The organism is Streptomyces swartbergensis (assembly GCF_002148965.1).
Classification (GTDB): Bacteria; Actinomycetota; Actinomycetes; order Streptomycetales; family Streptomycetaceae; genus Streptomyces; species Streptomyces swartbergensis.
In genome coordinates this window covers 1-19836 of sequence record NZ_NGFN01000033.1, presented here as the reverse complement: position 1 = coordinate 19836, position 19836 = coordinate 1, and the positions used below count along the sequence as shown (strand labels likewise).

At 70.3% G+C, this 19836-nt stretch carries 16 protein-coding genes and 2 pseudogenes; 11 read left to right on the top strand and 7 right to left on the bottom strand.

What is annotated here, in order from left to right:
- Positions 1 to 181 precede the first annotated feature (181 nt).
- Together CA983_RS08320 and CA983_RS08315 are read left to right on the top strand one after the other, a co-directional pair.
- Positions 182 to 2617, top strand: a complete 2436-nt coding sequence (locus CA983_RS08320) for a helicase C-terminal domain-containing protein (protein WP_086600225.1) — start codon at positions 182 to 184, stop codon at positions 2615 to 2617.
- A 61-nt stretch (positions 2618 to 2678) separates the two neighbouring features.
- On the top strand, positions 2679 to 4100 hold the full coding sequence (locus CA983_RS08315; protein WP_086600224.1) for an ATP-binding protein: 1422 nt from the start codon (positions 2679 to 2681) through the stop codon (positions 4098 to 4100).
- A gap of 54 nt (positions 4101 to 4154) precedes the next feature.
- Here the strand turns inward: CA983_RS08315 and CA983_RS08310 are convergent, their stop codons facing one another.
- A complete protein-coding gene (locus CA983_RS08310) occupies positions 4155 to 4739 on the bottom strand; it encodes a DNA-binding response regulator (RefSeq protein WP_244206744.1) in 585 nt (194 codons plus the stop codon).
- A 117-nt stretch (positions 4740 to 4856) separates the two neighbouring features.
- On the bottom strand, positions 4857 to 5291 hold the full coding sequence (locus tag CA983_RS08305; RefSeq protein ID WP_086600223.1) for an arsenate reductase ArsC: 435 nt from the start codon (positions 5289 to 5291) through the stop codon (positions 4857 to 4859).
- Between the two features lie 76 nt (positions 5292 to 5367).
- Here CA983_RS08305 and CA983_RS08300 point away from each other — a divergent pair, with 76 nt between their 5' ends.
- Positions 5368 to 5676, top strand: coding sequence for an ArsR/SmtB family transcription factor (locus tag CA983_RS08300; protein WP_086600222.1), 309 nt, complete (start codon positions 5368 to 5370; stop codon positions 5674 to 5676).
- Positions 5673 to 6782, top strand: coding sequence for an ACR3 family arsenite efflux transporter (arsB, locus tag CA983_RS08295; RefSeq protein ID WP_086600221.1), 1110 nt, complete (start codon positions 5673 to 5675; stop codon positions 6780 to 6782). The genes CA983_RS08300 and arsB overlap by 4 nt, the downstream gene beginning before the upstream one ends.
- Positions 6783 to 6863: 81 nt before the next feature.
- On the opposite strand, the gene CA983_RS08290 is transcribed toward arsB, so the two are convergent.
- Positions 6864 to 7250, bottom strand: a complete 387-nt coding sequence (locus tag CA983_RS08290) for an ArsR/SmtB family transcription factor (RefSeq protein WP_086600220.1) — start codon at positions 7248 to 7250, stop codon at positions 6864 to 6866.
- Between the two features lie 159 nt (positions 7251 to 7409).
- Between CA983_RS08290 and CA983_RS08285 the strand changes: the two genes are divergently transcribed.
- Positions 7410 to 8786 carry an NAD(P)-binding domain-containing protein gene (locus CA983_RS08285; RefSeq protein WP_208636920.1) on the top strand — a complete coding sequence of 459 codons (1377 nt, stop codon included), beginning with the start codon at positions 7410 to 7412 and terminating at the stop codon, positions 8784 to 8786.
- A gap of 28 nt (positions 8787 to 8814) precedes the next feature.
- Positions 8815 to 9204, top strand: coding sequence for an ArsI/CadI family heavy metal resistance metalloenzyme (locus CA983_RS08280; RefSeq protein WP_086600219.1), 390 nt, complete (start codon positions 8815 to 8817; stop codon positions 9202 to 9204).
- 31 nt (positions 9205 to 9235) lie between these two features.
- Here CA983_RS08280 and CA983_RS08275 read toward each other — a convergent pair whose 3' ends face one another.
- A complete protein-coding gene (locus CA983_RS08275; RefSeq protein ID WP_425276430.1) occupies positions 9236 to 9958 on the bottom strand; it encodes a cation efflux transmembrane domain-containing protein in 723 nt (240 codons plus the stop codon).
- On the bottom strand, positions 9949 to 10284 hold the full coding sequence (locus CA983_RS08270) for an ArsR/SmtB family transcription factor (RefSeq protein ID WP_086600240.1): 336 nt from the start codon (positions 10282 to 10284) through the stop codon (positions 9949 to 9951). The genes CA983_RS08275 and CA983_RS08270 overlap by 10 nt, the downstream gene beginning before the upstream one ends.
- A gap of 106 nt (positions 10285 to 10390) precedes the next feature.
- Here CA983_RS08270 and CA983_RS08265 point away from each other — a divergent pair, with 106 nt between their 5' ends.
- The 5 genes and pseudogenes from CA983_RS08265 (at position 10391) to CA983_RS08250 (ending at position 17614) form a co-directional block, all read left to right on the top strand.
- Entirely contained in the window at positions 10391 to 11497 is a 1107-nt protein-coding gene (locus CA983_RS08265; RefSeq protein ID WP_086600218.1) for a ribonuclease H family protein, read from the top strand.
- A gap of 124 nt (positions 11498 to 11621) precedes the next feature.
- Positions 11622 to 11948: a CU044_2847 family protein gene (locus CA983_RS08260; protein WP_244206742.1), complete on the top strand. Its 327-nt coding sequence runs from the start codon at positions 11622 to 11624 to the stop codon at positions 11946 to 11948.
- Positions 11945 to 12418, top strand: a pseudogene (locus tag CA983_RS49415) (trypsin-like peptidase domain-containing protein); the annotation flags it as partial. The gene CA983_RS08260 and the pseudogene CA983_RS49415, both read left to right, overlap by 4 nt.
- A gap of 57 nt (positions 12419 to 12475) precedes the next feature.
- Positions 12476 to 16141: a WD40 repeat domain-containing protein gene (locus CA983_RS08255; protein WP_244206740.1), complete on the top strand. Its 3666-nt coding sequence runs from the start codon at positions 12476 to 12478 to the stop codon at positions 16139 to 16141.
- 51 nt (positions 16142 to 16192) lie between these two features.
- Positions 16193 to 17614, top strand: a complete 1422-nt coding sequence (locus tag CA983_RS08250; protein ID WP_086600216.1) for an ATP-binding protein — start codon at positions 16193 to 16195, stop codon at positions 17612 to 17614.
- 46 nt (positions 17615 to 17660) lie between these two features.
- On the opposite strand, the gene CA983_RS47120 is transcribed toward CA983_RS08250, so the two are convergent.
- A complete protein-coding gene (locus CA983_RS47120) occupies positions 17661 to 19280 on the bottom strand; it encodes an ABC transporter substrate-binding protein (RefSeq protein ID WP_244206738.1) in 1620 nt (539 codons plus the stop codon).
- 5 nt (positions 19281 to 19285) lie between these two features.
- Positions 19286 to 19836: pseudogene (locus CA983_RS08240) on the bottom strand (hypothetical protein); the annotation flags it as partial.

Genomic DNA, 19836 nt, shown 5'->3' with positions numbered 1-19836 from the left:
CGGTCGGGCGTCTCGCGCCGGGTCACGTCCGCAGTTGACGCGAACCACGAGCCGCCAACGCTCGCTGGAGGAACCTGCCCCCGTGCGGCACCCGCTGATCACGGGAATACGCCATTCTTGAACCCGGCGCCGAGACTCCGGCCCGCTGCGATACTCCCTGGCGCAACGAGGTGCACACCGCGTGAAGTCCCGATCAACGCTGGCGACATGGCTGGGCAGCCTCGACGGCTCTCGTCTGGCACGCGTGCTCGGAGTGCGAAGGGACGCCATGTCCCCTCCGGAGCCGCGCTCGGTGGGGGAACTGGCGGACCGTCTTCAGCGCCCGGGTTCGGTGGCGCTGATCCTGCCGCGGCTGGCGTTGCCGCATCTCCAGGTGGCCGAGGCGCTGGCGGCGCTGGGTGCGCCCGCGTCGCGCGAAGCCCTGGCGGAGCTGCTGGGGGTGGCAGACGACGAAACCATCCGCGAACTGGACGCCGTGTTGGAAGTGCTGGCCGATCATGCTCTGGTCTGGCCGGACGGCGCGGGGAAGCTCCGCATGGCCGGACCCCTGCGGCAGGCGTGGGACGCGCCCTTGGGACTGGACGCTCCGCTGGAGCAGCTGCTCGCGGGAACGACCTCCGAGGAACTGCGCGGCATGCTGGCCGCACTGGGCGTCAAGCCGCCGGGCACCAAGCCGCAGCGACTGGCCGCACTGGTGGAACACCACAGCAACGCGGAACAGGTCGTCTCGGTGGTTGCGAGAGCCCCTGCGGCGGCCCGGAAGCTACTCGAACGCCGAGCGGAGGGTGAGCCGGGGCAGCCGCAGTTCATCGTGTTCGGCACTCCCGGCCCCGGCCTCGAACCGGGCGAGCGATGGGCGCTGGACCGGGGGCTCCTGGTCCAGGACCGCCACGGTTACGGTCCGGCCCGTATGCCGGCCGAGGTGGCGCTCGCGCTGCGCGGGCCGGGCTGGCACGCTCCGTTCGAGCCCGTCCCGCCTTCCGCACGATTGGCGTCTGTCACCCCGGCAGAAGTGGACCGCGAGGCGTCTGCCGCGGCCACGGTGTTCGCTGCGCACGCCGCTTCGGTCCTGTCGGCGTGCTCTGCGGCCGCGCCGGCCCGGCTGAAGTCCGGCGGGATCGGTGCGCGTGAACTGGCCCGGATCGGCAAGGCCGCCCAGGCCGATGACGCCGTCGTGCGCCTCACTCTCGAGACCGCTCACGCTGCCGGGCTCCTGGGGTGGGACGGCGATCGCGTGGCCCCCACCGAGGCGTACGACGCCTGGGCGCAACAGGAGCCCCCGGAGCAGTTCGCCGTACTGCTTCAGGCATGGCGGAACTTGCCGCTCACCCCGGCACAGGCGCGTGACGGGGACAACAAGGCGCTTCCCGCTCTCGCGGAAGCACCGCCCTGCGATGGCTGTGTGCAGGCTCGCCACGGGTTGCTGGCCGCAGCCGCACAGCTTCCGTCAGGGCAGGGCACGGCAGTCACGTCGGATCTGGGGCGCCTGATCGCCTGGCACCGCCCGCTCGCCCACTCATCGCCCTCGGACGGAACACCGTTCGCCATCGTGATCCGTGAGGCCGAAATCCTCGGCGTACTCGCTCGCGGTGCCCTGTCCGCCTTCGGCATCCACCTGCGGGCCGGCGACCCGGAGGGGCTGGGAATCGAGTGCCGGCGGCTGCTGCCCTCGGCCACCACGACGGCACGGATCGGCGCCGACCTCACCGCCGTCGTCACCGGCACACCGTCCGCGCGGCTGGCCTCGCTCCTGGACTCCGTCGCCGACCGGGAGACCAGCGGCACGGCCTCGGTGTGGCGGTTCAGCGCCGGCAGCATCCGCCGGGCACTGGATGCCGGCCGTGTCCCCGACGCCATCGCCGCCGACCTGGCCGCTGTCGCCGCCGGGCCCCTGCCGCAGCCGCTGTCGTACCTGATCACCGACACCGCACGTGGCCACGGGCGCGTACGCGTCGCCCCTGCCGCCTGCGTCCTCCACGGCGACGAGCCCGCGCTCTTGGCGGAACTCGCCGCCCACCGCAAGCTCGCCAAGCTCGGGCTGCGGCAGCTGGCGCCGACGGTGCTGGTCAGCCGCAGCTCGCTCGACACGACGGTCGCCGCGCTCCGGGCCGAGGGATACGCCCCCGTCGCCGAGACTGCCGAGGGCACGGTACGGATCGAGAAGACCCGGCCTCAGCGGGCCGCCGCTCCTGTGCCGGCTCCGCGCGGCACGGGCGCAGTAGGCAGTGGCCGGATCGCTGCCCCAGGCGTGGCGAAGGCAGTCGCCGCAGGAGACCCGGGCGTCCTGGCGGCCCAGCTGCTGAAGGCCCCGCTGACGCCTCCCGAACCCGCGCCGTTCGACGGAGGAGCGGCCTTCGCCACGGACACCGAGGAGATCGTCGCAGGGTGGGCGAAGCACCTGCCGTACAGCGACGTCCGTCAGCTCGCCCATGCCATTGACACCGGTGAACCCATCACCGTCGAGTACGTCGCCGCCTCGGGGAACAGGACGGTGCGCACCCTCAGCCGCCTCATGCTCGACCCGCCCTACCTCGAAGCCTGGTGCCACCTGCGAGACGACGAGCGCGTTTTCACCCTCTCCCGTATCCAGAGCGTCATGAGCCTCATGCCCGAGTGAGGGCAGATGGTATCGGCGGGGATAGTATCCCTGTCGATACTATCTCCATCGGGAGGTCGAAGTGCGTCGCTTCATCGGGCGGGACCGTGAGCTGTGCGTGCTCGGCAACGCTTTGCAGGCGGTTCGCGATGCCGTCGGATCGGCGAAGCCGGGGCAGTGCGTCCTCCTGCGGGGGAGACGGCGGGTGGGCAAGTCCAGCCTCGTCGAGGAGTTCCTCCGGCGGACCGAGACGCCGTACCTCTTTTTCACCGCGGCGGGCGGAACGGCGGAGGACGAGTTGTCGGAGCTGCTCGACACCGTTGCCAGGTCCACTCTGCCGGAGCGGAGACTGTTCGCGGAGGAGACCCCCGATCAGTGGAACGCAGCATTCAGGCTCCTTGCGGAGATCCTGCCCGATGACACTCCCAGCGTCGTCGTCATCGACGAGGTTCCGTATCTCATGGACCGCATCGACGCCTTCGAGGGCATGCTCCAACGGGCATGGGACCGGCTGCTCAGCCGCAAGCCGGTGCTTCTCCTGCTGGTCGGGTCCGATCTGTCGATGATGGAGGCGCTGAACAGCTACGACCGCCCCTTCCACCAGAGGGGCCGGGAAATGATCGTGGGACCGCTGAACCCCGCTGACATCGGCGAGATGCTCGGCCTGTCACCGGCAGCCGCGTTCGACGCCGCTCTGATCACGGGGGGTCTCCCCCTGATCTGCGCCGAGTGGCGGGCCGGAGCGGATGTCTGGGAGTTTCTCCGCGACTCGCTGGACAACCCGATCTCGGCACTGCTGGTCTCCGCCGAGCGCTCGCTGGCCGCGGAGTTTCCACCGCGGGCGATGAGCAGGGAGGTCCTGCGGGCCATCGGGTCCGGGGAACGAACCTTCACCAACATCGCTCGCGCGGCCGGCGGCATCGCCCACACCACTCTCACCCGAGCCACTGACGTCCTGATCGAGAAACGGGTCGTCGCCGCCGAGCTGCCGCTCTCACTGAGGCCGTCGAAGGAACGCCGCTACCGCGTGGCCGACCCCTACCTGCGGTTCTGGCTGGCGTTTCTGGATCCGCACATGGCGGAGATCGAGCGGATGCGGGGAGATCTCACACTGAGCCGGATCAAGGAGCGGTGGACGAGCTGGCGTAGCCGCGCGATCGAGCCCCTGGTCCGGGAATCCCTCGCGCGCCTCCTGCCGGACGGGCCCCTGCCCGCCGCCCCGGCGATCGGCGGGTACTGGACCCGCAGCAACGACATCGAAATCGACTTGGTGGGCGCCGACCGACAGCCGGTGGCCAAGCACTTGCTCTTTCTCGGCTCGGTCAAGTGGCTGGAGAACTCCGCGTTCGACAGCCACGACCTGGCCGCGCTGCAGAAGCACCGGGCAGCGATCACCGACGAGCCGGTACCGCTCGTGGCGGTCTCCCGCAGCGGGATCGGTTGCTCCGGCCTTCAGGCGGGGTACGGCCCCGAGGAACTGCTCAGCGCTTGGCGCAGAGTGTGAGCAGGAACTGAGCCCTGGTTGCGGTTCTGGGCCGGGGCCGGCGGAGAAACCTGATCAGCCGTGCAAGCCCAGCTCGTCCGCGCGCATCCCGGCCTGGAACCGCGAACCCGCGCCGAGGACGTCAAGGAGTTCGGCGACCCAGCGACGGTAGGTTCGCAGGGACATGCCGAGCTCCCGTGGGGCCGTCTCGTCGGTGGCGCCCGAGCCCAGTGCCCGCAGGACGGTCCGGCTCTTGGCATCGAGCTGGGGCTGGTCGCCGTGCAGGAACGCTGTGAGATCGGTGGCGGTTTCCCAGGCGGCTTCGAAGAGCGTGTGGATCCCGCCGACCAGACTGGACGCGGTGGTCATGGTGTATTCGCGGCCTTCGGGGGCGTTCAGGCCGGCGAGGATCGCGAACCGGCGGTCGATGGTGATCGTCTCGTGCGGGAGAGCGGTGGCGGCGATCCGCACCCGGGCGCCCCTGGCAACAAGCTCGCTCACGTGCTCGCGGCTGCGCTCGTCAGCCAGCACGGCGGGACTGTAGAGCTTGCGGATCTGCTGGATGCCGCTGCTTCCCAGCCGGGCGCGGGCGGCCTGCCGGGCTCCGGGACGAGACCACGTGCTGAGATCGCGGGCGGCGCAGATGAACTCCTTCCGCACGGAGGAGAATTGGATCTCTCCGACCTCACCTGAGGAGCTCTCCTGAGGAGAACGGCGACAGCCGGGCACGCGGGCGTGGTTCCACCGTTCGCGATGGGCCCTTCGACGTGCGTGGTCTCAGTTGCCGCGTTGGAGCCGGGGCCCGGCGGCGTCGATCTCGGCGATCAGGGCCTCGATGCGGGTCTTGATCTCGTCGCGGATGGGGCGGACGGCCTCGACGCCCTTGCCCGCCGGGTCCTCCAGGGCCCAGTCGAGGTACTTCTTGCCGGGGAAGATGGGGCAGGCGTCGCCGCAGCCCATGGTGATGACGTAGTCGGACGCCTGGACGGCCTCGGTGGTGAGGATCTTCGGCTTCGCGTCGGTGATGTCGATGCCGACCTCCTTCATCGCCTCGACCGCGGAGGGGTTGACCTGGTCGCCCGGGACGGAACCGGCGGAGCGGACCTCGATCCGGTCGCCCGCGAGGTGGTGGAGGAATCCGGCAGCCATCTGGGAACGCCCGGCGTTGTGGACGCAGACGAACAGCACGGAGGCGAGCGGGCTGGAGGACATCGGCTCTTCCTTCGTCAGCAGTGCTTGTTTCAGCTCTGACTGATATCAGCTTGGACTGATGTGACAGTATCAGCCCATGATGACGTCAGTCGACACTGATCTGATCCGGGTGCTGGCCGACCCGCTCAGGCTCCGGATCGTGACCCTGCTCGCCGAAGAGACGCTGTGCACCACCCACCTCGTGGAGGAGACCGGCGCCCGGCAGACCAATCTCTCCAACCACCTGAGAGTGCTGCGCGAGGCCGGTGTCGTCGAGACGGAGCCGTGCGGCCGGTACACGTACTACAGGCTGCGCCCCGACGTCATCGACCGGCTCGCCGGCCAGTTCGCCGACCTGGCCGAGTCCGCACGCACCGCCGCCGACAACAAGAGGGCCTGCCCGTGACCCGCACCGAAGCATCCGCGACCGCCGAGGAGTCATCGGTCGTCGCGAAGCTGTCGACGCTCGACCGTTTCCTCGCCCTGTGGATCCTCGCCGCGATGGCCCTGGGGCTCGTCCTGGGCCGTGCCGTCCCCGGCCTGAACGACGCCCTCGCCAAGGTCGAGATCGGCGGCATCTCGCTGCCCATCGCCGTCGGCCTGCTGATCATGATGTATCCGGTGCTGGCCAAGGTCCGCTACGACAAGCTCGACGCCGTCACCGGCGACAAGCGGCTCATGGTCTCGTCGCTGGTCATCAACTGGCTCGTCGGCCCGGCGGTCATGTTCGCCCTGGCCTGGCTCTTCCTTCCCGACCTGCCCGAGTACCGCACCGGCCTGATCATCGTCGGCCTCGCCCGCTGCATCGCGATGGTCATCATCTGGAACGACCTCGCCTGCGGCGACCGCGAAGCGGCAGCGGTCCTGGTCGCGCTGAACTCGGTCTTCCAGGTGCTGGCGTTCGGCCTGCTCGGCTGGTTCTACCTCGACCTGTTGCCCGGCTGGCTGAACCTGGGTGACGGCGAGCACCTGGACACCTCCATGTGGAAGATCGCCCTGAACGTCGTCATCTTCCTCGGCGTCCCGCTGCTGGCCGGCTTCCTCACCCGCCGCGTCGGCGAGCAGAAGCTGGGCCGCGAGAGGTACGGGTCCGGCTTCCTTCCGAAGATCGGCCCGTGGGCGCTGTACGGCCTGCTCTTCACGATCGTCATCCTCTTCGCCCTCCAGGGGAAGACCATCACCTCGCAGCCGCTGGACGTGGCCCGCATCGCGCTGCCGCTGCTGGTGTACTTCGCGGTGATGTGGTTCGGCACGTTCGCCTTCGGCAAGGTCATCGGCCTCGCCTACGACCGCACCGCGACCCTCGCCTTCACCGCGGCCGGCAACAACTTCGAGCTGGCCATCGCGGTCGCCATCGCCAGCTTCGGTGTGACGTCCGGTCAGGCGCTGTCGGGGGTGGTCGGGCCGCTGATCGAGGTGCCGGTTCTGGTGGCGCTCGTCTACGTCTCGCTGGCCTGGCGGCGGAAGTTCAGCGCCAGTCGCCAGCTGACGGCGGTATCGCAGGACAGCTGACGCGCCGCCCGGGCTGCACCGGCGGCGCTCAGCGCGGAGTCGCCGTACCGCCCGTGCGTGAGGCTCGTGACCGCAATCCGCTCAAGGCGAGCCTGCGACCGACATGCCGCTGGTCAGCAGCTTGCCCATCGCGGTCAGCACGGACGGCTCGACGCGGTAGTAGACCCAGGTGCCGCGCCGCTCGGAGGTCAGCAGCCCGGCCTCCTTCAGTTTCTTCAGGTGGTGGGAGACCGTCGGCTGCGAGACACCGACGTCGGAGATGTCGCACACGCACGCCTCGCCGCCCTCGTGGGAGGCCACCGCCGAGAACAGTCGCAGCCGCACCGGGTCCCCGAGGGCCTTGAACATCCGCGCGGCCGTTTCGGCCTCCTCGGCGGTGAACGGGCGCTCGGTGAGGGGCGGGCAGCACGGCGCCACGGCCTCGGGGGCATCGGATTCCAGCAGCGGCAGCGCCTGCGTATTCGACATGCGTCTATGTTGACATGCGTCGAACCAATCGGACCAGGCGTCTCTGGTCAGACAGGTCACTGATTAGACAGGTGTCTATGTTGACGGGTGTCGAAGCAGGTGTCATGCTGGCCACACAAGCCATCGACAGATGTCGAATCAAAGGGGAACCTCGTGGCCGTGTCCATCAGCAGCGTGCCCACCACCGGCCAGTTGCCCGTCGTGGTCGTCGGAGCCGGCCCGGTCGGCCTGGCCGCCGCGGCCCGTCTCGTCGAGCGCGGCCTTGAACCGCTGGTCCTGGAAGCCGGGCCGTCGGCCGGCACGGCCGTGCGCGGCTGGGCGCACGTGCGGCTGTTCTCGACCTGGTCGGAGGTCACCGACCCGGCGGCGGAGAAGCTCCTCGCCCCGACCGGCTGGACCCGCCCCGACGGCTCCGCGTACCCCACCGGCGGTGACTGGGCCGAGAACTACCTCCAGCCCCTCGCCGACGTCCTCGGCGACAAGGTCCGCTACGGCGTCACCGTGACCGGCGTCGCCCGCGCCGGGCGCGACCGCATCGTCGACTCCGGCCGCGACGAGCAGCCGTTCGCCGTGCACGTCCTGGCGGCCGACGGCCGCGAGGAACGGATCAGCGCCCGCGCGGTCATCGACGCATCGGGCACGTGGCCCACCCCCGGTCCGCTGGGTGCCGACGGTCTGCCCGCCCTCGGCGAGAAGGCCGCCGCCGGGCACATCTCCTACCGCGTCCCCGACCTGGGCGACCCGGTCGTCCGCGCCCGGTACGCGGGCAGGCGCACCGCCGTGGTCGGTTCCGGCGCCTCCGCCTTCACCGCCCTCGCCGCCCTCGCCGACCTGGCGGAGGAGGAGACGGGCACGCACGCGGTGTGGATCCTGCGCCGCGGCATCACCGGCTCGACGTTCGGCGGCGGCGAGGCCGACCAGCTGCCCGCTCGCGGCGCCCTCGGCCTGCGTGCCAAGGCCGCGGTCGAGGAAGGCCGCGCGAGCGCGGTCACCGGGTTCCGTACACAGGCTGTGGAGCACGACGGCGATCGGCTGGTCCTGATCGCCGAGGACGGCCGCCGCCTCGACCCGGTCGACGAGGTCATCGTCCTGACCGGTCTCCGCCCGGACCTGTCCTTCCTGTCCGAGCTCCGCCTGGGCCTGGACGACCGCCTCCAGGCGCCCACCGCCCTGGCCCCGCTCATCGACCCCAACGTCCACTCCTGCGGCACCGTCTACCCGCACGGCGTGAACGAGCTCTCCCACCCGGAGCAGGGCGTCTACCTGGTCGGCATGAAGTCCTACGGCCGCGCGCCCACGTTCCTCGCGATGACCGGCTACGAGCAGGTCCGCTCCGTCACCGCCGCGATCGCCGGGGACCGTGAGGCCGCCGAGCGCGTCGAGCTGACCCTGCCGGAGACGGGTGTGTGCGGCGGAGCCGGTCTGTTCGACGAGCCCGACGCCGCCCAGGACAGCGAGGGCGGCGGCTGCTGCGGCGCCCCGGCCACCGTGCAGATCGGCACGGGCGCCCCGGCCACCGCCTCCGGCGGCTGCTGAACTCCCCGTCCACTCCAGGAGGTTCGCCATGACGTCCCGTGCACAGCTCGCCCTCCGCGTCCCCGACCTCGCCGCATCCGTGGCCTTCTACACCAAGCTCTTCGGCACCGAGCCCGCCAAACTCCGCGACGGCTACGCCAACTTCGCCATCGCCGAGCCGCCGCTGAAGCTCGTTCTCATCGAAGGCACCGCGGGCGAGGCGACCCGCATGGACCACCTCGGCGTCGAGGTCGAGACGACCGAGGCGGTGCACGCCGCCACCGCCCGCCTGGGCGAGGCCGGCCTGTCCACCGAGGTGGAGGACGACACCACGTGTTGCTACGCCCTCCAGGACAAGGTCTGGGTCAGCGGCCCCGGCCGGGAACGCTGGGAGGTGTACGTCGTCAAGGCCGACGCCGATTCCCTGGCCGAGCAGTAGGACGACACGAGCGAGGCGCTCGTGCGGACGGTCAGTCACAGCAGTCGCAGTCTGCGCGGCAGCCGCACGCCCCGCCCGCTTCGGCACCGATGACCGGGGCCGTAGCGGCCGAGGGCGCGCAGCAGCCCTTGCCCTGCCAGGCGTCCCGGCCTTCCTTGACGGCGATGGCCGCGATGGCGAGGGCGGCGACGGGGTCGGCCCACGACCAGCCCAGGGTGGCGTTGAGGACCAGGCCGGCCAGGAGCACGGCCGAGAGGTACGTGCACAGCAGGGTCTGCTGGGAGTCGGCGACCGCGCTGGCGGAGCCCAGTTCACGGCCCGCCCGGCGTTGGGCCGCCGACAGGAACGGCATGACCGCGAGGGAGAGGGCGGCGAGCACGATGCCGGGGACGGAACGCTCCGCCTCCCCCGTGCCGGTCAGCGCACGGACGGCGTCGACAGTGACGTAGGCGGCGAGCGCGAAGAACGACAGCGCGATGATCCGCAGGGTCGTCTTCTCCCGCGCCTCGCGCACGGCGTGTTCACGGGCGGAGAACTGCCAGGCCACCGCGGCGGCGGAGGAGACCTCGACCACCGAGTCCAGGCCGAAGCCGATCAGGGCGGTCGAGGAGGCGAGCGTGCCGGCGGTGATGGCGACGATCGCCTCGATGACGTTGTAGGTGATCGTCGCCGCGACCAGCAGACGTATCCGGCGGGCGAGCACGTCTCGGCGGGCCGGGGAGGGGCCGAGGGATATCGCCGTCATCAGCAGCATCCCTTGTCGCCGGCCTCGGCACAGGTGCGGTCGGTCTCGACGGCCACCACGGCCGCACGCAGGTCGTCCAGCGCGTGCCCGAGGCGCTCGTCGGCCAGTTCGTAGCGGGTGCGGCGGCCGTCGGGCACGGTGACGACCAGTCCGCAGTCGCGCAGGCACGCGAGGTGGTTGGAGAGCCGGGTGCGCGAGATGCCGAGGGCGTCGGCGAGGTCGGCGGGGTAGGCCGGGGCCTCGCGCAGCGCGAGCAGGATGCGGCAGCGGATCGGGTCGGCGAGCGCACGGCCGAACCGGGCCAGCACTTCGATGTCGGGGGCAACAGTCAGCACCGCCCGATAGTACATCGATTCCTGAATTCAGGAAAGCGTGGATCGTTGGCAGGCGGCTCTGCTGCGATGGGATCATCGCGTCGTCTCGGCGTCTTCGGGAGGGCGGATGGGTCTTGCCTCGGAGGAGGTCGTGCTGCACGCGGCCGGGAGGTGCGAGGACGGGTACGGCGGGTGGGCGACGGTCCTGACGTACGGGTCTCACCAGCGCGAACTGAGCGGCAGCGGCACTGGCGTGACGTCCCACCGGATGGCGCTGGCGGCCGTCGTGGAAGGGCTCACGGCGCTGACCCGGCCGTCGCGCGTGCGGATCTGCGTGGCCGACGAGACCCTGCACGAGAAGCGCGCCCAGCGCCGCCCGCCCGACGAGCCCGACCTGTGGGAGAGGCTGCGTCCGCTGCTCGCCCGGCACCAGGTCGAGTGGGAGGAACCCGACGAATGGGCGGACGAGTACGACGAGGAAGACGCGGACGACGAGTGGGCGGACGAGGTGCCGTGCGACCTGGCCGCCGAACTGGCCTACCACCAGCACCGCGGCGAGGTGGTCAGGGCGGGAGCACAGGGCGATGAGGCCACGCTGGCTGTCGCGCTGTCGCGGTTCCTGGCCGAGCGGTGGGACGACATGCACGCGTTCGAGGACGCCGACGCGGTCGTCTCGACGCTGCGCTTCAGTATCGGCTGGTACGGCGGCACGCCCCTCGCCGAGATGGCTCCCGCCGAGGTCGTCGACGAACTGGGCCCCTTCTTCAGCAGCACCCTCCCGCACAAGCAGCACGCCTCGCCCGACGAACTCCGGGCAGCGAAGCTCGTGGTGACCGACCTGCTGAACTGGCTGGTCGCGAACGGCCACGTCGACGCCGACGCGGCCCGGCGCCGCCTGGAGGACATCGACATCACGGTGGACGAGCGGGCCTCCCTCAAGGCGTTCGTCGACGCGTTCGTCCACGACGACCTCGTGCCCTGGCCCGACCGCTCCCGCATCGAGGACAGCGTCGACCGCCAGTACCTGACGATCGCGGAAGTGACCGCCAGGTCCCTCATCTTCAGGGACTACGACAGGGGATACGACGACGAGGAGGACTGCCCGGCGGTGGGCCCGGTCCCCGTACGCCCCGAGATCGCCGCCCGGGCCCGGACCGGCTGGCGGATCCTGCTGTCCGCGGTGAAGGTGCGCGGGCAGTGGCGGCTCGTCGAGGTGGTCAGCGGGGATCCGTGACGTCCGGGGGTACGGGTCCGACCGCTTTCGGCCACGCTGGGCCGCGATCGTCTTCAGGCAGCATCCAGTGCCCCTCGCGCCTGGAGCTGTAGGCTCTTGCGCCCACATGAGGCAAGGGGGCGGAGTGGCAACGCAGATCGTGTCGTACGCGCTGGACGACGGGACGGCGGTCCAGTTCGAGGTCGAGCCGACGGGGGACTGGCATCCGGTGGGAGCGGACGAGGCCGCCGGACGCGTCCGTGACGCGGCCGGCCCGGCGGTCGAGGCCGCTCGCACCGTACTGGACCGGGTCGCGGCCCTGCGACCCGACCAGATCCAGGTCAAGTTCGGTGTCAAGGTCAACGGCACCGCGAGCTGGATCGTGGCCAAGGCGGCCACGGAAGCCAACTTCGAGATCACCCTCACCTGGGATCCGCGGTCTGCGACGACTGACGACGCTCCCAGCCCATGAGCACGGCCTCGCGAGGAGGTCGACCCGAGCGGGATACGTGGGTGGCGGCGATCCACGGCACTGAACGGGACATGCGGCCTCTCGGCTCCGGTGTCCTGATCGACCGGCGGCGAGTGCTGACCAGTGCTCACGTGGTCCGGACCGCCTGGGCCAGGTGCGGCGTCCTCTGGGTCGCCCTCCCCAAGGCGGAGGAGATCGTCGACCACCGCGTCAGGGTCGTCGACGTGACGCTGCCATCAGGCGGTGCCGATGAGGCCCGGGACGTAGCGGTGCTGCACTTGGCCGAGGAGTTGCCCGAGGCCCTCGCAGCACGGCTGAGGCGAGCGGCTCCCGGCGATCTGGTCGGTACGGAGTGGTGGTCGTTCGGCTTTCCCGACGGGGTGCTCGGCAATTCGGCCCGTGGGCTGGTGGGCGAGTCGCTCGGGCACGGCTGGGTGCGACTCGACGCTCACGAGTCCCGCTATCCGGTCAGGAGCGGCTACAGCGGGGCAGCGGTGTGGTCAGCGGCGTACCAGGCGGTTGTCGGCGTGATCGGCCAGGCGCACAGCGGCACGGGGGACGCTCGGGCCACCACGCTGCGGGCGATCGACCGGCTGTTGCCGGGCGAGGGGCTACGCGAACTCACGAAGTGGTCGCTCGAAGCCACTGACGAGACGGCCCTGACGTCCTGGGGCTGGTCTCTTGACACCGATCCGGAAGCGAAAAGGCACTGGCGACCGCGGGCCCGAGGTGTGAGCACCGACGCGGAACAGGGCTTCCGCTTCCGGGGCCGGACCGCCGTACTGCGTGAGATCACCGAATGGATCGCCGCCGCTCCGCCGGACCGCCAGGTGCTGTTGATCACAGGGGCGCCGGGCTCAGGCAAATCCGCGGTGCTGGGCCGGATCATCACGACCGCGGACTCGGAGCTCGCCGCGTCGTTGCCACTCGACGACGTCGCTCTGCGTGCGCCGGTGGGATCTGTCGCCTGCGCGGTGCACACCAAGGGCAAGACCGCACTGGAAGTCGCCCGGGAGATCGCACGCGCCGCTTCCACGGCCCTGCCCGATCAGGTCATCGATCTGCCGGCCCTCGTACGCGAGAGTCTGCGGGACCGGTCCGGTCGCCACTTCACCCTGGTCGTCGATGCGCTCGACGAGGCGGCCTCCCCTGCCGACGCGCGGGCCATCGTCAGCCATATCGTGCTGCCGCTCGCGGAGACCTGCGCCGACGTGGGCGTACGCCTGGTGGTGGGGACCCGGCGCCGGGACGGCGCCGGCAATCTGCTGGGCTGTTTCGGGCGGTCGGCGCGGATCCTCGATCTCGACGCGCCTGAGCTCTCGGACCGCTCGGACCTGATCGCGTACGCATTGGCCACCCTCCAGCTCCAGGGTGACGAGCGCTCCGGAAATCCTTACGCGGACAGCATGCTCGCCCTCCCGGTCGCCGAACGCATCGCGACGCTCGCCGACGGCAATTTCCTGGTTGCCGGGCTGGTGGCCCGAGCCCACGGAATGCACGATCCACAGGCTGTGGATCCGGACGAGGTCTCCTTCCCGGTGACGGTGGACACCTCACTGCGCGAGTACCTGCGACTCCTGCCCGACGTCAGCGGACTGTCTGCGGAGAAGCTGCTCATCCCCCTTGCTCATGCCGAGAGCCCGGGTCTGCCGGCGGCCCTGTGGCGAACAGCTCTGACCGCACTGTTCGGTACGGCTCCCGCGGAGTGGGAGCTGTTCGCCTTCGCGCGGTCTTCCGCGGCGAACTTTCTCATCGAGACCACGTGCGGCGAATCCCACGACATCACATTCCGGCTCTTCCACCAGGCGCTGAACGACGCACTGCGCGCCTCACGCGCCGATCTCGCGCTCCTGGCCTCCGACGACCGGGCCGTCACCCGTGCCTTCATCGCGGAGGGCACGAAGGGCTGGGCGGCGGCACACCGTTACCTCCTCCGTTCCCTGCCCACGCACGCGGAACGGGGTGGCGTCATCGACGAGTTGCTGCAGGAGGACGACTACCTGCTCCATGCCGATCTACGCCGGCTCATCCCCCACGCTCGTTCCGCCGTCACAGAGGGAGGCCGGCGGCGTGCGGAGTTGCTGCGCCGGACACCACGGGCCATCGATGCCCCGGCATGCGAACGGGCGGCGCTGTTCAGCGTGACGGAAGTTCAGGAGGACCTGGGAACGGCATACCGGTACGGCGATGCTGCCGCGCCGTACCAGGCCCTGTGGTCGACCGTGCCGCCGTCGCTGGACGTCGCCGTCTTCGAAGGGCATACCGAGCATGTGGACGCCCTCTGTTTTCTCCGCACTGCCGAGCGCGACCTGCTCGCCAGTGCCGACGAGAACTGCATTCGGCTCTGGGACGTGGCGACGGGTGAGGCCGTCCGGACTCTTGCCGGGTATTCCGGGTGGGTCGGGGCGTTGTGCGGGGTGGTTGTGGGTGGGCGCACGCTTCTGGCCAGTGCCGGAAGTGACCACACGGTGCGACTGTGGGACACGGAGGCCGGCGTCATGCTCCGTGGTCTGGAAGGACATGACGGGCCGATCGAGGTTCTGTGCACCGTCGATATCGCGGGCCGTACCCATCTGGTCAGCGTCGGCCGCGATCACCGACTGACAGTGTGGGACCCGGAGGCCGGCGAGCCACGGCGTACTTTCCGCACCCGGAGCAACCACATCAGCGGTGTCTGCGCCCTGGAGCTGGACGGGCGCCCGCTCTTGGCGATCGGGATCAGCCGCACGGGTCGCTGCGACCAGATACGCATCTGGGACCCGGCGAGCGGCGAAACCGTCCGCATGTTCTCCGCGCTCAGCAGCGACCTCGTCCGTCGAACGGTGGCCGCCGTGCCCTGCCGGAACGGCCCGCTTCTGGCCACCAGCCATGGCGATGACGTCCTGCTCCTGGATCCGCGCAGCGGAAAGCCCGTGCGACTGCTCAGGGGAGGGGAGGGCTTCCTGTTCACCGTTTCCGCTGTGCACCACGCGAACGAGTCGTACGTGGTGGCCACCTACTCCCAAGACGCCGACGGAACCATCGTCGTCTGGGATCCGGTAACGGGTCGGCGGACTCACTGTCTGGAGGGCCATGACGGCTGGGTGGGCGATGTGTGTGCCGTGGAATCGGACGGTGAGTGGCTTCTGGCCAGCTCGGGCGATGACTGCACCGTGCGTCTCTGGGACCTCGACCGCCGGTTGGCCCCGGACTTGCCCGGCAGCGTGGAAGGCTGGGTCCGTTCACCGTGCGTGATCAGTGTCGGCGGCCGGTCCGCCGTCGCCGCCAGAGGGCCGGGCGGCACCGTGGCGATCCACGATGTGACGACGGGCAAGCTCATCGACCGGGTCGTCACCCCTCATGCCCTGATCTGGGCTCTGTGCGCTCTGAAGGTGGACGACCGCACCTGTCTGGCCATCGCCGGCGGCGAGGCCGAGGAGGAGGGCGCCGTCCAGATCTGGGATCCCGCCGCACGCGTCATGCTGCGGACCCGGACAGGGATGCAGGTGCGCGAAATGGTGCCGGTGGAGGTCGACGGCCGACCGTGTCTCGCACTGGCCTGCTGGGGGGAGAAAACCGACCGAATCGCCATCTGGGAGCCGTCGAGTGACGAGATGCTCCAGGGCATCGGTACCGGCGCAGAAGGGCGAACAGACGATTTCTGCGTCCTGGGCCTGGAAGGTCGCAACGTGCTCGCCACCCTCCACCGCGGCCACTGGCAGGCGGACTCCGGCACAGTCACCCTCTGGGACCTGGACCGGTCGGAAATGTTCGCTTCCCAGGAGATCCCGGCATCGGACTCGGAACGCCTCTTCGCGCTCGAAAGCGATACCGGCACCCTCCTGGCCGTGCTCCAGCATCTGTGCGATCACGGGGTGGACAGTCTGGGCGTCGGTTCAGTGCGCGTCCTCGACCCCGTCACGGGGCGCACGGTGCTGGCGCGGGAACTCCACAACGGCTGGGTTAACAGCCTCAGCCGCGTGGATCTCGGCACCCGCAAGCTGCTCGCCAGCGCGGGCCAGACCGCGCGCTCCGTGGGGCTGTGGACAGCCGACGGGCTGCGGCCGGTGATGAACATCCCGGTGCGTCGCGAGGTCTACTCCGTCGTCGAGGCCGACGGGTATCTCGTCGTCGGCCTGGATCAGGGCCTCATGGCGATCAGACTCACGGGTGATCGGCACGCAACACGGAGTGAGGCTGGGGAGGGAAGTTAGTAGCGAGGGAGATAGTATCTCTGTCAATACTATCTCCCTCGGAGGTGTTCCGTGCGGCGTTTCATCGGCAGGGACCGGGAGCTGTCCGTGCTCCGGCGCGCCCTCCAGGGTGTCCGCGAGGCCGTCGGAGCGGCGCAGCCCGGTCAGTGCATCCTCATGCGCGGACGGCGGCGGGTCGGAAAATCCAGCCTCGTCGAGGAGTTTCTCCGGCGCACAGAGGCGCCGTATCTGTTCTTCACCGCGGCAGGAGGTACAGCCGAAGACGAGCTGACGGAGCTGCTCGACGCCGTCGCCAGATCCACCCTCCCGGAACGGGAAATGTTCTCGGAAGAGACCCCGGAGCAGTGGAACGCGGCATTCAGGCTGCTCGCGGAAATCCTTCCCGACGACGAGCCGAGCGTGGTCGTCATCGACGAGGTTCCGTATCTCATGGACCGCATCGACGCCTTCGAGGGCATGCTCCAGCGGGCCTGGGACCGTCTGCTCAGCCGCAAACCCGTACTTCTCCTCCTGGTCGGCTCCGACCTGTCGATGATGGAGGCGCTGGACAGCTACGACCGCCCCTTCCACCAGCGGGGGCGAGAGATGGTCGTAGGACCGCTGAACCCGGCCGACATCGGCGACATGCTCCAGCTTGAGCCGGCGGCCGCCTTCGACGCCGCCCTGATCACGGGCGGTCTCCCGCTGATCTGCGCGGAGTGGCGGCCCGGAGCGGATGTCTGGGAGTTCCTCCGCGACTCGCTGGACAACCCGATCTCGGCACTGCTGGTCTCCGCCGAGCGGTCACTGGCCGCGGAGTTCCCGCCGCAGGCGATGAGCAGGGAAGTCCTACGGGCCATCGGAAGCGGGGAGAGAACCTTCACCAACATCGCGCGCGCCGCGGGCGGCATCGCCCACACGACTCTCACCCGAGCCACCGACGTCCTGACCGGGAAACGGGTGGTGGCAGCCGAGCTGCCCATCTCGCTCAGACCGTCGAAGGAACGCCGCTACCGCGTGGCCGACCCGTACCTTCGGTTCTGGCTCGCGTTCCTGGATCCGCACATGGCGGAGATCGAGCGGATGCGGGGAGATCTCACGCTGAGCCGGATCAAGGAGCGGTGGACGAGCTGGCGGGGACGGGCGATCGAGCCCCTCGTCCGGGAATCCCTCGCCCGCCTCCTGCCGGACGAGCTCCTGCCCGCCACCCCGGCGATCGGCGGATACTGGACTCGCAGCAACGACATCGAGATCGACTTGGTGGGCGCCGACCGGCAGCCGGTGGCCAGGGAACTGCTCTTCCTCGGCTCGGTGAAGTGGCTGGAGAACTCGACGTTCGACAGCCACGACCTGGCCGCGCTGCAGAAGCACCGGGCGGCCGTCACCGATGAGCCCGTACCGCTCGTGGCCGTCTCCCGCAACGGGACCAGCTGTTCCGGGCTCCAAGCGGCGTACGGACCCGAGGAACTGCTCAGTGGTTGGCGCAGGGCGTGAGCAACGACGGGGCTCCCGCGGCTGCCCGACGGGCCGCCCTCGGCGTTCAGGAAGTGCTGCTGGGAATCACGCAGTTCTTCGGTTGGGGCTTGCCCGTCGGCCAGCCCAGGCCGACGAACTTCAGGGTGCCGGGTCCCTTTCGGCCCGGGTCCAGTTCGACTATCGCGGCCGGTTTGTCGTAGGCGTTGCCGCCTGTGGTCAGGCAGATCAGGCCGCTGGTGCCCTGGACGCGGTGGCGGGACTGGAGGAGGGACCACTGGCGGCCCACGTCCTCGCGGGTGGGGACCGATTCCGGGTCGTTCTTCTGGGCCTGGTGGAGGGCCTTGCCGATCGTGATGAGGCCGTCGTGGACGAGCATCGTCCGGGAGTCCTCCAGGTTGGGGGTGGAGCCCAGTTTTGTGCCCTCGCGCTGTTCCGTACTGATCTGCTGCCTGAGGGTGTCCAGGGCCGCCTTCGGTTCGGTCAGGTACTGGGGGAGGTCCTGCTCGGCCGGCTTGCGGTGGTGGGTCGCCGTGTACTTCTTCGTCCAGGCGGTCAGTTCCGTCGTCCAGGCGTCGGGGTGGGCGGGGGCCGCGTACTGCACCGTCACCTTCGCCCTGCCGTCGTCGCCGCGGAGCCTGGCCCAGTCCCTCTCCGTCATGTCCTGCCGCAACGAGGCCGCGTCGGAGCCGCTGATGATGGTGTAGTGGCGGTCCTCGCAGCCCACCTCGGCGAGCTTCAGCGCGAAGATCCGCAGGTGGAGGGTGCGGCCCGCGAAGTAGATCGTGTCGGCCCGGGAGTCGCAGATGTTGTTGGCCGTCTGGGTGAACTGGTTGCCCGTCGAGCCCGCCTCGTCGATCGACGGGGACTCGAAGGACATCGCGGCGGGGCCGGCCGGGCCCTTCTCCTCGATCCTGCTGAAGGCCTTCGCCAGCGACTGGTTGTAACCGTCCGGGCGTCTGTCGAAGACCAGGACCGTCCTGAGGTTCTGGCGGCCGCGTTCGCCGTTGAAGTCGGCCAGGGCCTGGGCCGCGTCGTGGTTGGTGGGGAGGATGCGGGCCAGGCCCGGGAAGCGGACCTTCGCCATTCCGTCCGGCCGGTCCTCGTTGGCGATCCGGTCTCCGCTGATCCGGGCCGCGAGCACCGGGATCTTCTTCTCCGTCAGGCGGGCGACTGCCGCTTCCGTCGCGGCGAGGCTCAGGTTGAAGCCGGTGACCGCGCGCAGCCGGTCCTCGGGCGAGGCGGCCATCCGCAGCAGGGTGTCGACGACCCGCGACTGACGGCCGTAGTCCTGCCCGGGGTTGGCCAGCACCAGGCGGATCTTCGGGAGTTCTCCCTCGCCCGCGTTGGCCTGGCGCTGTCCCAGGTACGCGCCCTGGAGGTCGCTGCGCATCTGCCGGCGCAGGGCCTCCCGGTCCGACTGGAGCGGCAGCATCATCGCGACGGTGACGTACGGCTGTTTCTCGATTCTCCGGTTCTCGTGTGCGATGGCCCGGGCCACGTCGGTGATCTCCGGGGTGCCGAAGTCGTAGCCGTCGCCGTTGACGCCGATGCACTCGCCGTCGATCCGCTCCACGCCGTCCGCGCAGGTGTCCGGCCTGGTCAGCAGCAAGTAGCCGAACACGAAGGCTGCCGCGAGCGCCGCCGCGCCCAGCAGTGAGAAGAGGATCTTCCGCCATCTGGGCATGCCCGTCATCTCCTTCGCCGGAGCTGCTCGGTGCAGGTGCAGCGCAGTAGGGGCTGTTCGTTCTCCGCCAGGCCGCTCCAGTCCGTGGCCGTCCTGCTGAGCAGGCCCGCGCCCTCGAAGTCCATGATCGACAGGAGGTCCAGCAGTTTGGCGAGGGTGCGGGCGGTCTCCTTGCCGGTCGGCCGGGTCCGCTCCTCGCACAGCCACACCGCGTGCAGCAGCTGGTCGACGGTGCGGCGCAGCGGTGGGCCGTCCACCGGCACCAGGCCCTGGGCGCGGTCCCGCCGGGCGTCCGCTCCGCCCGGGTAGGGCGCCTGGGCGATCTCCAGGAGTTCCGCGCACCACTCGCGGGGACGGCCGGGGAGTGCGGCGGCGAGGTGGCTGACGACGTCGTCCACGCCGCCGGAGACCAGGTGGTGGTTCATGCGGTGCGCGGTGAGGGAGCGGAAGGCGCCGTCACCCGGGGTTCCGTCGCCCGGGGACGGGTGGTGCGGTGCGCGGCCGCGCGAGGCTCCGGCGCCCGACACCCCACCGACCGGCACTCCGTCGCCTCGCC

Excerpts from the sequence above, each read along its gene's own strand:
- CA983_RS08305 (WP_086600223.1), bottom strand. The coding sequence starts at position 5,291 with ATGTCCTCCAGCCCGCTCGCCTCCGTGCTGTTCGTCTGCGTCCACAAC.
- CA983_RS08300 (WP_086600222.1), top strand. The coding sequence starts at position 5,368 with ATGATGACGTCAGTCGACACTGATCTGATCCGGGTGCTGGCCGACCCG.
- CA983_RS08290 (WP_086600220.1), bottom strand. The coding sequence starts at position 7,250 with ATGTCGAATACGCAGGCGCTGCCGCTGCTGGAATCCGATGCCCCCGAG.
- CA983_RS08280 (WP_086600219.1), top strand. The coding sequence starts at position 8,815 with ATGACGTCCCGTGCACAGCTCGCCCTCCGCGTCCCCGACCTCGCCGCA.
- CA983_RS08275 (WP_425276430.1), bottom strand. The coding sequence starts at position 9,958 with ATGCTGCTGATGACGGCGATATCCCTCGGCCCCTCCCCGGCCCGCCGA.
- CA983_RS08265 (WP_086600218.1), top strand. The coding sequence starts at position 10,391 with ATGGGTCTTGCCTCGGAGGAGGTCGTGCTGCACGCGGCCGGGAGGTGC.
- CA983_RS47120 (WP_244206738.1), bottom strand. The coding sequence starts at position 19,280 with ATGCCCAGATGGCGGAAGATCCTCTTCTCACTGCTGGGCGCGGCGGCG.